Here is a 13,747-nt window from a genome sequence, read left to right as displayed (position 1 = left end):
TGTCAGGCAGAAACTCCACTTATCGACATGTTCAAATTTGCGGAGCCGGCTCTCAGCTCAAAATGCTGTGCGCGCGCATTTGAAGGGTAAAGGCCGGGTCAGTTTTGAAAGCTGTGCGTCCAATAAGTTCGACATCGATCTTGCAGCTGACGATCGCGACTATAAGGTGTTCGGCTACGCCACCATATCGGCTCCCAACGTTGCTTTAGCGACTAAGCGCTTCTATGTGCGTATTAATCACGACCCCGGCTCTTATGGAGATTGGGGCTTCGAAGTGACAAAGGTCGAAATCGATCCTTGATTACGTGTGATCGCTTCAATGCTCAGTGGCTCTTAGGTAAAGATGGATTGCGACGAGGCGACGATTAGTCGCTTCGGTGTGACTTCTGTAATTCGTTTCAGCGCAATAATTCCAATAGTCAAGGCAAGGAAAAACTGGAGTATGTACGTATAGGCGAATGCGCCAGAAATTTGCGAGCTTACTAAGACAAAAATATATATGGCGACCGCGGATCTTTCCGCGGGAGATAATGCAGACCAGCGGCGCAACGACGTAATGATCGGCCAAGCCGTTAGCATGCTGAACAGTAGCAGCCCAACAATTCCTGATTCGTAAAGTAACTCCAGACCCACGTTATGCGGATAATGCTTAGACCCTTCTGTAGGATGAAGGAGCCAATCCGGGGAACCGAATCCCGCATCGACGGGGTACATTCCTACGCCTCGCCCGAATAGTAGCCGATTCGGTTCGCTCACGATGCGGCGCCAAGTATGTTTCCAGATCGGCAAACGGAATCCGGGATTGGGATCCTGGAGCTCTCGGATGGTCCGAGAGACCGCGTCTGGCGCCGTTGCGTCCACGGCAATTTGGTTTGGCGCGTGCTGGGAAAGCACCCCTAGTGCGATCGTCCCAGCCACGACGACAGCCGCGGCAGTTAGCAACGCCACTTTCCTCGAATACGCCCAAAGCGTTGTAAAACTCAGGAAGACGAGAGTGGTCGCCAGCGCGACCAATGCCGTCCGGGCGGCGATATGAAACAGGAACAGCAGCACGATCGGCAGTGCACTCTTTGCGAGGGTCTGCATGATGCGATTCGATGCCAATCCTAGTGCTGCAAGTATGCCGACGCCGAGCACGAAGCCGATATTCTGATGGAAGGTAATGTAAATTGCTGGAACGCCGATTCCGAAGATGTCGTCGATATTGATGCCAGTTGTGACGCCGCCGAACCGCAGTGCATGCAGGGCCAGCACCGCCACATAGATTGTCGCCATGCCCAAAAGCACCAGCAGGACCATCTTCGGCGCACGCGCTGCTGAAAAGCCAAAAATCAGAATGATCCCATGGATGATTAGTATGCCCAAAAGGTGCGTCGCCGGCACTGCAGCGCGGGAATACACTAGGAAGCTGACGACGATGACCGCATAGAATAGGGCGACCACGATCAGAGCGCCACGAACATGGCGGGCACTGACGAAGATCGGGCGCCAACTCAGGGCAACTAAAACAAGCCCGGCTGCGACCGAAGCCGCAAAAATCGCTGTCGAGCCTATAAGATAGAACGGCACGAAGGTCTTCGCGAGGACCGCCACCGTAACTGCGACCGATGTCCATCTCGCGATGGTTTGCGCGTTGTATCTAACCTGCATGTTGCTCTATCTGTTCGCCGAACAAATCGAAGGCTCCTGCGTCCAATGATCCCTGATTGTCGGGCTTATGCCGGATTGAGAGGTCGATGAATAGATCGATTTTTCCTTCGAGAATGGGACTAAGAGGTTCAGCGCCGCCGCTGTAAAGCGGCGCCACCGGGCCAGAGACGAGCTTCAGCTCTGATATCAGAGTCAACGGCAATGGTTTCGGATTATCTATGATCGTGCTCGTGACAAAGAATTCACAGAATGGCCTTGCGAGTCTACGTTTTAGGGTTTTTTACCGACGGCACGCCAATAGGGGGCGCTTTGTTTGAAAGGCGAGTCTCGTCAAACCCTGCGTCAGCCAGCATCTGCTCGATCTGCCCTCGCGTGAACGGCTGCTCACGCCTGGTACAGAACCAGTCGTAGGCGTCGGTGCGCATCACGTAGAAGTTTCGATTGCGATAGGGCTCGAGCGAAATGGCAGCAGGAGAAAACCCGGCGCGCTCAACCAGCGCTGCGAAACGCGCCAAGAGCCAATAGATAACAACCGCGATGATCTGGCTAATCACGAGCCGTAATCTTGGCGGCAACGGCGAAATGATCATCGGAAGAGTTTGCTGAAACGCCAAATCGCGCGATACCGCCATGAACGGTTGTCGAGCGCGTAACAAAGGTAAGCCAAAAACGGCGCGCCAACCTTCAGCTTGGTTGCGATAGCGCGGATGGCTGCTCTTGTATCCGGCACCTGATGCGAGAACGTGAAATCGAGGGAGTTATCGTCAACCGGCATATCGCCGACGCTTCCGAGATGAAAGCTGACGTTGGAGGCATGGGCGAGGTTCTGCCGCGCGACGACGAGGGCGTCGAGGAGATGAAGATGACCGACCTTTTGAGCGACCATCGCCGACCAGTGCCCGCTGCCGCAACCCACGTCGATGCCAACCGGATCAGGCGGCAACTCGCTCTACGGGAAGATATGGAAGTAGGACCGGAAGATAGCCTCGCGGTCCGCTGGCGAAAAGTCGTTTTCACCCTGTCGGAAGGTCGACCACTCATGACCGAATCCGGCCGCGACATCCAAATCGATGTTTTTTTGTCACGTCATTCATCGAATGCCCATTTCGGGCCGCTTCAAAGCGGGCATGACCATTCGAGTGGGTTTTTGCACGATTGAATTCGTGTCGGAACTCGCGTGGTGGGCTACGTAGTTTGCATTTTGATGTTTGTTTTGGCGTACAGCCTTGAGCCAAAGTGGGCAAGATTCGAGGCGCGACGAGATTTAGAAATGGGGCGAATTCATCGACGAGACCGGGGCGTGGGACTTCGATTTGCTTGTTTGAAATTGCGCCAGGGATTATTTGCTAGCATTATCAATTGCTTAGGTTGTTCATACTGTGAACAGTCGACTTGACGTTCACGCCATGAACGCGCTATTACCGCGGCCAGCGGGGAATTTCCATGGATCGTGCGTTGTTAAACCAGAGCGGTGAGGACGAGAGGATCGTCCTCAATTTGCTCAATTCTGTCGATGATGGCGCTCAATCGCAACGCCGCATCGCGGAGGAACTTGGAATCGCACTAGGCCTCGTTAACGCCTACCTCAAACGATGCATCAAAAAAGGTCTCGTCAAAGTCAGCCAGGCGCCGGCGCGCCGCTACGCCTATTACCTGACACCGCAAGGCTTCGCTGAAAAGTCGCGCCTAACGGTGGAATACCTTTCGTCTTCGTTTTCATTTTTCAGACAGGCCAAAGCTGACTGCACACGAGTCTTTCAGCTGGCTAGGGAACAGAAGTTCCAAAACCTCGTGCTCTGCGGAAAGTCGGATTTGGCCGAGATTGCCATCCTGTCGGCTGTTGACTGCGGGGTCTCGATCGTCGCCATTGTCGATCAAAGCGCCAATGAGATGCTCTTTGTCGGAAAGCAAGTTGTTGCTCACTGCGACAGCTTGATAGAACCGTTTGACGCCGTGGTCATCACCGATGTAGTCAACGCACGTCAAGCGTTCGATGAAGCCGTGCGGCTTTACGGACCCGGTCGTGTGTTCGCTCCCGGCTTGCTAGGTTTGAGTGCTTCTGGGCGTCGGGATTCCGTGCAATGAACATAGTCAACATTGATACGTGGTATGCCGTTCAGACGCAGGTAAACGCCGAGGCGAAAGCGGCGCGTAATCTGGTGCGCCAAGGCTTTGAGATATACTTGCCTCGATACCTAAAGCGCCGAAGCCACGCTCGTAAGGTCGAGAAAGTCGCCGCGCCCTTGTTCCCGCGTTATCTATTCGTGCGGATCGACTTGGGGACTCAGAGGTGGCGGTCCGTTCAATCAACATTTGGCGTCTCGCGCCTTGTATGCAACGGTCCCGATCCTGCGCCGGTGTCACAAGAAGTGCTTAGCACGCTGAAATCTCGCGAAGACGAAAGCGGTTACATTAAACTTGATCAACTCCCAAAGCTTGCGCTCGGACAGAAGGTGCGCGTGTTGGCAGGAGTCTTCGCCGAAAATCTGGGATTGTTCGACGGGTTGGCTGACCGCGATCGTGTCGCGATCTTGCTCGACCTGTTGGGGCGAAAAGTTCGTGTCTCGATCGAGGCCGATATGGTTGTGGCTGCCTGAGGCAGTCTGACGCGTGTGGGGGGTAGACCCCTCGCGAATTTGATACGCTGGTCTGGTGGTCCCGAGTCACCCGGACTGCGGTAGCTTGGAAAAAACGTCGTCGCGCTCATGGTGGCTTGCCGGGCTGTTCAACGGAATGGCGGACCGCGATTGGATTTCAATTCCGCTGGATATGCTCGACCGCAGGGTTCGCGTGCTGCTTGACGCGGACCTAGTTGTCGCTGCGTAAGCGGCCTCGCTTGCGAGCCGCGCCTGCCATCGGCTCGTCTTAGCTCCGATAAGTAAGCGATCCGTGTGACAGGCGAGTCACGCGGAGTGCTGTAGCCTGCCTAGCCGTTGTTGGCGCCCTCGCATTAGGGATCTTCTTTCAAGCATGTGCGGAATTGTAGGTCTTTGGGACCGTAATGGTTGCAAAGTACGAGATTTGGAAACGCGTGTAGCTGCAATGACGGAAACCCTGAGTCACCGCGGCCCAGACGACAGTGGGGTTTGGTTGAGCCGGGAAGCCCGCATTGCGTTTGGGCAGCGTCGCCTTGCAATTATCGACGTGTCCCCAATGGGACATCAACCCATGATGTCATCCAATGGTCGATATACAATCACCTTTAACGGCGAGATTTATAACTTCCGAGAACTGAGGTCTGAATTGGAAGATCGCGGAGTTCGTTTCCGCGGGCATTCAGATACGGAAGTTATCGTCGAAGGCTGCGCTCAATGGGGCGTCAACTCGACCATCTCTCGCTTGAACGGGATGTTCGCAATCGCAGTATGGGATGTCAGGGAGCGTCAGCTTTTTCTTGCCCGTGATCGAATGGGCGAAAAGCCGCTCTATTGGGCGATCTGTGATGGACTAGTTTTGTTTGGATCAGAATTGAAAGCGCTGCGTGCTGATCCCGGGTGGAGGCCCAGTCTCTGTCGCGGAGCCATCGCCGCTTTTCTTCGGCACAACTATGTGCCGGGTCCGTTCACAATTTATCAGGATGTCTACAAATTGCCGCCCGCGGGGCTCGTCAAAATCGGAGAGGCTGGCGGCCCTGAGATAGGCGCCTACTGGGATCTCGCCGGTGTTGTTTCGCAAGGTCGGCGCAATCCGCTTCGAGTCGACGAAGAGGAACTGGTCGATGAGCTGGACGAACTGCTGCACGACGTTGTGTCGCGACGTATGGTCGCTGATGTTCCGGTTGGCGCCTTTCTGTCTGGCGGTTACGACTCGTCGATGGTCGTCGCGCTGATGCAAAGAGCGTCTCCGAAACCGGTCAAGACGTTCACCATCAGCTTCGAGAACGCAGCATTCGACGAATCGAAACATGCCGAAGCTGTCGCCAAGCATCTCGGGACGGAGCATACGACATTTCCCGTCAGTGGCGCTGAAGCTCTCGATGTGGTGCCGAATTTGGCCGAGATGTACGACGAGCCGTTCGCCGACTCCTCCCAAGTGCCAACGCATATCGTCTCCGCCCTGACGCGGAACCGCGTCACGGTGGCGCTCTCAGGAGATGGTGGCGACGAATTGTTCTCCGGATATAACCGGTATCAGTGGGCGGAGACCGTTTGGCGCCCGAGCGCGAAAACGCCGCTTGCCTTCCGGCGCCTGGCGTCCTCGAGCATTCGTGTCGTGCCGCCTCGCGTTTATGACGGAATAGCGCGCTATATTCCGTACCTTCGGCGGGTACCGCAGGTCGGTCACAAGGCTCATCGGTTAGCGCAAACCCTCTCGGTGCCGTCGATCGATTCGGTGTACTACCAACTCGTCTCCCATCACCAGAATCCGATCGAACTCCTCAAAGGGTCCCAAGAGGTGCGGGCGGCCTGCTGGGATCAAAACCTCAAGGGCCTCATGCCGGATCCGGTGGACCGGATGCGCTATCTCGATATGTGCACCTATTTGCCCGATGACATTCTGACCAAGGTTGATCGCGCTTCCATGGCGGTTGCCCTTGAAGTGCGCGTTCCGCTGCTCGACCACCGCCTGGTTGAATGGGTCTGGAGGCTGCCGTCGTCGCAGAATGCGCGTGCCGGACGCCCTAAACATTTGCTCCGACGTGTCCTTTCACGCTATGTGCCCGATCATCTGGTCGAGCGACCAAAAATGGGCTTTGGGGTTCCGCTCGCAGATTGGCTGCGCGGTCCGTTGCGAGAATGGGCCGAAGATTTGATGAACAAAGCCGGCCTGAATGCCGACGGGATTTTCGATGTTGAGGCAGTTCGCTCGCTCTGGACCGAATTCCTGAGCGGGGATGACCGGCGCTATTATCTCATGTGGAACATTCTCATGTTTCAGGCTTGGCATCGTCGGTGGTGCGGTGCATCGGTAGCGCACACTGGAGGAAAACGTTTGGCCTCCCTTGAATTGAGGACATTGTCATGACGTCTTCGTCGGCGGACCGCTACGAATTTGGAAAGAACTGGACACGCTTCGTCAAGACTAGCGCAAACGACGAGCGGGTGGACATTGCCAAGCGTCATATTCTGGCTTTTGTCGGACGGGACAACCTCAATGGCTTAAATTTTCTTGATATCGGCTGCGGCAGCGGCATCCATTCCCTGGCGGCGTATCGGGCGGGCGCCGGGAGGATTCACGGCTTTGACTACGATGAGGATTCGGTCAGTGCGACCAACATCATGCGGCAGAAAGCCGGCGAGCCGAAAAACTGGACGGCCGAGCAAGGAGATGTCCTCAACGACGAATATATTGCGTCGCTCGGCAAGTGGAATTTCGTCTATTCGTGGGGCGTGCTTCACCACACCGGCAGGGTGTGGCACGCGATCGAAAATGCGTCAAAAACAGTGGCTAGCGACGGCTTGTTCTATATCGCGCTCTATTCAGAGGACGTTCAAACCGATCCACAGTTCTGGTTGGATGTTAAGCGGAAATACAACGAAGCCTCAAAACGCCGGCGATGGCTTATGGAGTGGTGGTACATTTGGAGATTTGTCATGGGGCGGAACCCGTTGATGTTTCCATATGTTCTGGTGCGAATTGTGCGGCACCGTTTGACCCGCGGCATGAGCTTCTTTGCCGATATCCGCGATTGGCTCGGCGGCTGGCCGATGGAATTTACGCGCGATGCCGACGTGATCAGCTATCTCGCGGCGCGTGGTTTCGAAAAAGTGAATATCAAGACCGGTGAAGCCTGCACCGAGTTTCTGTTCAGGCGCACGGCGTAAACAGCCGATCCCATGATGCGCCGCCCTGACGACCATCCTTACTCCGTTGCCAAACGACGGAATCGAAAGCCTTGGGATGTGCTTGCGCTGGTGGGTTCCCTCAATGTCGGTGGATGTGAACGGCACTTGGCAACAGTATACCCGCGGTTGAAAGCCCGGGGTTACGACGTCGGCATTTTGACCTTCTTTCGAGGTGGCCTGCTGGAAAGCCAGGTTCGGGCCGCCGGCGTCGATGTCATGTGCATCGATCGCAGAGAAACTCCGGCCGTTACCCGAGCGGAGCACTGGACGAGCCATGCGGCAGCTCTGTTCGATTTTGTCCGCGTTTTCCGCCGTGACAGCGCTCGACTCGTGCATTTCTATCTGCCGGCGGCCTATATCGTTGGGGGATTAACAGCCTTGACCGCGAGGCAGCAGAACCTAGTCATGAGCAGGCGGAGCTTGAACGACTACCAGCTCGGCCATCCGACAGCGGCTCGAGTCGAACGGTTCCTTCACCGTCGAATGCGAATTCTCACGGCAAATGCGTCGGCTCCGGTTTCCCAATTGGTCGAGGAAGGTGCTCCGCCGGATCGCACGCTTCTCCTTCAGAATGGCGTGGATACCGCTCCGTTCGACACCGCACCGCCAAGGCACGAGATGCGCCAGCGTATGGCGCTTGATCAGAATGCGCTTGTGCTCGTGATCGTGGCTAATCTGATCCCTTACAAGGGGCACGCGGACCTCATCGAGGCTCTCGGCAATATAGCCGGTCGAATTGACCGCGATTGGGTGTTGCTGGTCGCCGGTCGTGACGATGGGCCTGGTAAGGCATTGGAAGAAAGAGCGGGCGAACTGGGCCTCGGCCGCCACATCAGGTGGCTCGGGCCGGTCTCGGACATTCCGGCTTTGCTCCGGGCGTGCGACATCGGCATTCTGGCATCTCACCAAGAGGGCTCGCCCAACAGCCTGCTCGAATATATGGCAGCGGGTCTCGCCGTCGTGAGCACCAAGGTTGGGGGCGTTGCGGACATAGCGACAGACAACGTGGAGGCGCTTTTGGTGCCGCCGCGCGACCCGGTCGCCCTTGGACAGGCGATTCTAAGGCTCATGCAAGACGCGCCTTTAACCGAAAGACTCGCGAGCGGCGGCGCGACCCGTGTGCGCAACAGGTTTACTCTCGATGCGTGCGTCGATGCGTACGCACGGCTCTATGACTTGATGCTCGCGGAGCCTCCATTGCCGGCCGAGGAAATCGCCCGGCGGTACCGATCGTCCTGGCCGGTACGCTCGAGGACCTCACTATCCGAGTCCGTCCATGTCGAGGCCAAACCGCGAGAAATTGCCGTAGGCGACAAGACGTGATCGTTGGTAGCCGCTGAATGAGTGCCATGAATTCTGACATCGACAATTCGTTTATTGGCTCGACGGAGGAGCACCTCGTTGAGGCTGGCACGGGAGGCACCTCGCTCGGATTGAGCGAACTGTGGCAGCAGCGGGAACTGGTCTGGATTTTCACCAAACGTCAGATTTTCGTCCGATATCGGCAAATGGCGCTTGGCATTTTCTGGGTCGTGCTCGAGCCGTTGGCGTATCTGCTGATGATGACGGCTGTCTTTGGGACGTTACTGAAGGTCAACACCGGCAACTATCCTTACGTCGTCTTCGCTTTCGCGGGGCTCATGCCATGGCTGCTGTTCAGCAAGGCCACGACGGCCGCTGCGAACAGCCTTACAGACAACATGGCGCTGATCTCGAAGGTCTACTTTCAGCGGCTGCTTCTTCCGGTCTCCGGGGTCATCCGTGAGTTTTTCGATAGCGCTGTCGTTTTCGTTATCCTTGTGATCACCGCCTGGATATTCGGCTATCCGCCGACGCTGAAGCTTCTGCTCGCCCCTATCATTCTGACCTATGCTTCGGTCGCCGCGCTCGCCTTGGGCCTGTGGCTTGCTTGCGTCATGGTTCCGTTCCGCGATATTCGTCCCCTGCTCGGACTTGCCTTGCAGGCCGGCATGTACGCGACGCCGGTGCTTTATCCGGCAGATCTGGTGCCGCAGGCCCTGCTTCCTTATTACCAGTTGAACCCGATGTATTGGACGATCGAGCTGTTTCGCTGGCTGCTGCTCGACCGGCCGGTAACTCTGACAGCATCATTCGGATACTCGACCGGTGCCGTTATCCTTGCTCTCCTGACGGGCCTGATTGTTTTCGCGAGCGGCCAGAAGCGGGTGGTCGATGTCCAGTGATGTTGTCATTCGGGTCGAAGGACTCGGCAAGCGCTATGTAGCCTCTCATCGTACCGAGGGCAGCGGTTTGCGTACGCGCTTTGCGGCACATCTAAAGGAATACTTGCCGATGTTGCGCCAGCGCGAGGAAGATTACTTCTGGGCGTTAAGGGATGTCTCGTTCGAGGTGAAGCGCGGCGAAATCCTTGGAATTCTCGGCAGCAACGGTTCGGGCAAGAGCACCTTGCTCAAGATCCTTTCGGGCATCACGCCGCCGACCGAAGGTCGCGCCTGGCTCAGGGGCCGGATCGGTTCATTGCTCGAGGTCGGGACGGGATTTCATCCCGAGATGACCGGGCGCGAGAACATCTTCTTCGCGGGCGCGATGCTGGGGCTTAGCCAGCGCGAAGTCCGCGCCAAATTTGATGAGATCGTGGACTTCTCGGGCATCGAGGAGTTCATCGACATGCCGGTCAAACGCTACTCGAGCGGCATGTATGTGCGGCTCGCCTATTCGGTCGCGTCGATGTTGCGTTCGGACATCCTCATCCTCGACGAGGTCATGGCTGTCGGCGATTCCGCGTTCCGAGAGAAGAGCCAGAAGAATATTGCCAAAGCTGCGAGAGACGGCCGCACAATATTGTTCGTATCCCACAATATTCCTGCGGTGAAGCAAATTTGTGAAACTGGCTTCATTCTCCGCCGCGGCAAGATATCGTATCGCGGCGATGCGGCGGGCGCCACCGCGACATATCTGCGCGAGATCCAGCAAATTTCGGATTTCGCCGAGCCCCAAGGCCCAGATCGCGATTTATCGAAAGCCCCTCGTTTCGACCGAACTGATAGAGTTATTCTGAGGCGTATCAGCATGTTTGACCGCAACGGTCGGCCATCAAACGAATTTACGTCTGGTGATCGACTGACGATCAAGATTGAGTTGGATAATCACGACGTTCAAGAGCCCTATTTCACGATCTTTTTCATCAGTGAAACTGGAGAGAGGGCCATGACGCTTTACAGTACCCACCAGCATTATAAGGCGCCAAGAGGTTCTACAATTGTTGAATGTGCGATTGAGCGCGCTAACCTTGTCGCCGGTACCTATCGATTGATTGTTGATTTTGGCTCATTTTCGATGGGCCAGTTTCAATCAATGGATTGTGTTGCAGACGCGATCACCGTCACTATCACCAGTCCTGTCGATTGGGGGCCACCGCGTTTTGTCGCCAATCAAGGTTACATCTTGCAGCCGGCGACTTGGACCACGCGGCAGATTCTTGCCATGGAAAATAACTGAAGTGGACGTAGTCCCAGCCGGCTCGCTTCGACCGGTCGATTGGGATGGGTTGGTCATGAACTCGCCCGATGGCTGGCCGTTTGCCCTTTCGAGTTGGCGGCGAGTTATCCTCGCCGTCGCGGAATGGAAGCTCGAAGACCATTCATTTGCGATGTTCGACGGTTCGCAAATCTGCGCTGTCGTGCCAATGCAGATCGACCGGCGTAACGGCACATTGGGCATCACCGGCTGGGGCGGATGCGGGCCGGTGATTGCCGGTCACATAACAGGTCGGGCGCGGGATACCATCCGTGCTGCGCTCATGCGGGTCGTCGATGAAACCGCTGCAAGGCTCGGCGCGAGCGCGGTCCGCATGTCCGTCCCTCCCGTAACGGCCTCGGCAATAAATGGCCGTGGCGTGAATCCGTTTTCGTTTTGCGGCCTCGAAGATTGCTCGGGTACTTCCCAGGTGATCGACTTGTCGCCCGATGAAGCCACATTGTGGCGCGGATTGTCGGAAACGGCGCGCCAGACCGTCCGCAAGGCGGAGAAGGGCGGCATCACGATCGTCCAGGCCAATTGGCCTGAGATGCTGGATTGCTACTATCGCATCCACCAGGAGAACTATCTGCGCACCGGCGTCACGCCGCACCCGAAGTCGTATTTCCACGGCATTGCGCAAGAAATGGCGGATGCGGCTTATTCGGTGCTCTGGGCTGCCCTCGACCAGAACGGCGATGCCATCGCCTTTCACAACGATATGCATTTCGGCGCCGGCGCGTGGTACCACACCGGATGTTCGACCGACGCCGGGCTGGCGGCCGGCGCGAACTACCTGTTGTTCTGGAAGTCGATGCTGGGCGCAAAAGCGTCTGGCCGGCGTTGGTACGATTGCGGCGAGATCTTTCCGTCTGGACCCGACAAGAAACTCAACGGACTGACGTTTTTCAAGACGCGCTTCGGCGGCGAATCGCACCGCTTCGTGAAAGCAAGCAAGGTCTACGCATTGGGCGACAGGAAGGCTGCGCCGGACGACCGCCCCCGCGCGTTGCTGGCCGCTTGTATCAGCCGCTTGCGCCAACTGCCCCGAAGCATACGCGCCCGACTATGAACAGCAACCTCGCCCTCGAGCCTGTGCCATCATCCCAGCGCCGGGTGCACGCCGTCTTGCGGTGTCTATACTGTGCTCAGGATGGTGTACTTGACGTGCAGAATGATGCCGCGCGATGCCGGTCCTGCTCTGCGGTCTATCCCTGCGCCGGAGGCGTGCCGGTGCTGGTGCGAGATGCCCAAACGCTGGCAAGCGAGATCGAGGAAGCGCGGCGGGTGAACCCCGCCTGGTACGTGGCCGAACAGCCGCCCGAATCCGCAAGCCCCTGGCGCCACCATTTGAAGAAGCGACGCCTGTATGTGGAACGTGTGCTTGGCCGCGAGCTTGCCAGACGTGGAAAAGGCCGTGCGGCTCGCCTGCTGGATCTTGGATGCGGAGACGGCAATCACCTGGTCTGGCTGAAGCGCTTCGCCGAGGATCTTTACGGCTGCGACTACAATGTTGTCCGTCTCGCGCGTGCCCGCGCGCGCGATCAGGACGCAACGCTGTTTCTCGCGGATATCCTCGATTTTCCCGCGGCGGACGGCACGTTCGATGTCGTATTCTTTAACCACGTGATCGAGCACATACCGGACGATTCCGCGGCGCTGGCCTCCGTCGCGCGCATCCTGGCCCCCGGAGGACTACTTGTCCTGGGGACACCGAATGAGGGCGCATGGTGGTGGCAACTGGCCTATAAGCGTGCGCCGGACGTACGTGCGACGACTGACCATGTCCATTTCTACACGGCGGAGACACTTGCCAGAAAAGTCAGCGCCGCCGGGCTGGACATCTTGGAGGTCGAGCATATGGGGTGGGGGCCCCCAGACTGGCGGCTCGATGGACGTATTCGCAAGTATAAATTTCTGGATGACTTGTTTGAAGCTCTGGGCCGTCGCCTGATCCCTCGGCAGGCTTCCTCGCTATATTTTGTAGCGACGAAATCCAATGCCTGAACAACATAAGCAAGCTCCTACTGATGAATCGGCGTACCGACTTCCATTTGAAGTCGAGGGCGTCTATTCCACCAGCACAATTTGTCGCAAAGTGGAAAACGAGGCGCGCGACTATGTTGATGAGCTACTCTCCGACAAGCTCAGTATTGTACGAGCGCATGTTCGCCCTGGCATGCTGGTTGACCTGTGCTGTGCGACCGGCGGCCATCTTCTCGACTTCTCACTTCTTGCAGAAGAAGCCGTCGGAATTGATTTCAGCCAACCATATATCGCGCAGGCAAAAAGGGACGCCGCGGAACAGAAAGTATTGAATGTTCGGTTTCTGGTAGGCAATGCAAAAGCCCTGCCGCTCCGAGATCAATCTGTCGGGACGCTTTATAGTTTTTCGTCTTTGTACGTCATCCCGGATATCAAAGGCGTGTTCACTGAACTTGGCCGCGTGCTCAAGCCGGGCGGGCGCGCAATTCTCGATCTTCAAAATTCCTGGTCATTGAATGCGTTTTGCGTGCGCCGATATGCGGATCTCGCCCCTTCATTTCCGATATCAGTCAACCAGATGTTCTCCCTCGCTCTTGAAAACAACTTCGCGATTGTCGAGCACCGCGCATTCCAGATTTTGCCACTGTGGGCAGGCAAGCCAAAGTGGCTGTGGCCACTATTGCATCCTGGATGGAAACGCATAATGAAGCGCCGAGTTAGGGGCCGGATGCTGGATGAGTGGGTTAGCAGTTCTCGACTACTCAAGCCGTTTGCTGCCCGCCATCTTATCGTAATTGAGAAGGCGTGATGACGCCTTGTTCGGGCAT

The 13,747-nt window shown here is 56.8% G+C and carries 14 protein-coding genes; 11 read left to right on the top strand and 3 right to left on the bottom strand.

The features are described from left to right. Positions 1-301: hypothetical protein (locus CQ13_RS33865; RefSeq protein WP_210183086.1), on the top strand; the 301-nt coding region annotated here is incomplete at its 5' end. Positions 302-333: 32 nt separating this feature from the next. On the opposite strand, the gene CQ13_RS33860 is transcribed toward CQ13_RS33865, so the two are convergent. The 3 genes from CQ13_RS33860 to CQ13_RS46065 form a co-directional block, all read right to left on the bottom strand. Next, entirely contained in the window at positions 334-1,650 is a 1,317-nt protein-coding gene (locus tag CQ13_RS33860) for an O-antigen ligase family protein (protein ID WP_057847140.1), read from the bottom strand. Between the two features lie 263 nt (positions 1,651-1,913). Next, complete coding sequence (locus tag CQ13_RS46070; protein ID WP_245309504.1) at positions 1,914-2,282, bottom strand: hypothetical protein; 369 nt, start codon at positions 2,280-2,282, stop codon at positions 1,914-1,916. Further along, on the bottom strand, positions 2,237-2,536 hold the full coding sequence (locus CQ13_RS46065; protein ID WP_245309506.1) for a class I SAM-dependent methyltransferase: 300 nt from the start codon (positions 2,534-2,536) through the stop codon (positions 2,237-2,239). The genes CQ13_RS46070 and CQ13_RS46065 overlap by 46 nt, the downstream gene beginning before the upstream one ends. Before the next feature lie 557 nt (positions 2,537-3,093). Between CQ13_RS46065 and CQ13_RS33845 the strand changes: the two genes are divergently transcribed. The 10 genes from CQ13_RS33845 (at position 3,094) to CQ13_RS33795 (ending at position 13,728) form a co-directional block, all read left to right on the top strand. Beyond that, positions 3,094-3,735, top strand: coding sequence for a winged helix-turn-helix transcriptional regulator (locus CQ13_RS33845; RefSeq protein ID WP_057847138.1), 642 nt, complete (start codon positions 3,094-3,096; stop codon positions 3,733-3,735). Continuing rightward, positions 3,732-4,247: a transcription termination/antitermination protein NusG gene (nusG, locus tag CQ13_RS33840; RefSeq protein ID WP_057847137.1), complete on the top strand. Its 516-nt coding sequence runs from the start codon at positions 3,732-3,734 to the stop codon at positions 4,245-4,247. Before CQ13_RS33845 ends, nusG begins: the two co-directional genes overlap by 4 nt. Before the next feature lie 373 nt (positions 4,248-4,620). After that, the gene (gene asnB, locus CQ13_RS33835) at positions 4,621-6,615 is read left to right on the top strand and encodes an asparagine synthase (glutamine-hydrolyzing) (RefSeq protein WP_082637801.1); all 1,995 of its coding nucleotides are present in this window, start codon (positions 4,621-4,623) and stop codon (positions 6,613-6,615) included. Further along, the gene (locus tag CQ13_RS33830) at positions 6,612-7,415 is read left to right on the top strand and encodes a class I SAM-dependent methyltransferase (RefSeq protein WP_057847136.1); all 804 of its coding nucleotides are present in this window, start codon (positions 6,612-6,614) and stop codon (positions 7,413-7,415) included. The genes asnB and CQ13_RS33830 overlap by 4 nt, the downstream gene beginning before the upstream one ends. A 12-nt stretch (positions 7,416-7,427) precedes the next feature. After that, positions 7,428-8,759: a glycosyltransferase gene (locus CQ13_RS33825; protein ID WP_082637800.1), complete on the top strand. Its 1,332-nt coding sequence runs from the start codon at positions 7,428-7,430 to the stop codon at positions 8,757-8,759. A gap of 26 nt (positions 8,760-8,785) precedes the next feature. Next, positions 8,786-9,640: an ABC transporter permease gene (locus tag CQ13_RS33820; RefSeq protein WP_057847134.1), complete on the top strand. Its 855-nt coding sequence runs from the start codon at positions 8,786-8,788 to the stop codon at positions 9,638-9,640. Beyond that, positions 9,630-10,916 carry an ABC transporter ATP-binding protein gene (locus CQ13_RS33815; RefSeq protein WP_057847133.1) on the top strand — a complete coding sequence of 429 codons (1,287 nt, stop codon included), beginning with the start codon at positions 9,630-9,632 and terminating at the stop codon, positions 10,914-10,916. The genes CQ13_RS33820 and CQ13_RS33815 overlap by 11 nt, the downstream gene beginning before the upstream one ends. 55 nt (positions 10,917-10,971) lie before the next feature. After that, complete coding sequence (locus CQ13_RS33810) at positions 10,972-12,006, top strand: lipid II:glycine glycyltransferase FemX (RefSeq protein ID WP_057847132.1); 1,035 nt, start codon at positions 10,972-10,974, stop codon at positions 12,004-12,006. A 161-nt stretch (positions 12,007-12,167) separates the two neighbouring features. After that, positions 12,168-12,941 (top strand): class I SAM-dependent methyltransferase, encoded by a 774-nt coding sequence (locus CQ13_RS44755; protein ID WP_197427528.1) that lies wholly within the window; start codon positions 12,168-12,170, stop codon positions 12,939-12,941. Continuing rightward, the gene (locus CQ13_RS33795; RefSeq protein ID WP_082637796.1) at positions 12,934-13,728 is read left to right on the top strand and encodes a class I SAM-dependent methyltransferase; all 795 of its coding nucleotides are present in this window, start codon (positions 12,934-12,936) and stop codon (positions 13,726-13,728) included. The genes CQ13_RS44755 and CQ13_RS33795 overlap by 8 nt, the downstream gene beginning before the upstream one ends. Positions 13,729-13,747 lie beyond the last annotated feature (19 nt).

The organism is Bradyrhizobium retamae (genome assembly GCF_001440415.1).
In the GTDB taxonomy this organism is placed as follows: Bacteria; Pseudomonadota; Alphaproteobacteria; order Rhizobiales; family Xanthobacteraceae; genus Bradyrhizobium; species Bradyrhizobium retamae.
The sequence above is the reverse complement of the archived record's forward strand: the minus strand, read 5'-3'. Positions and strand labels throughout refer to the sequence as shown.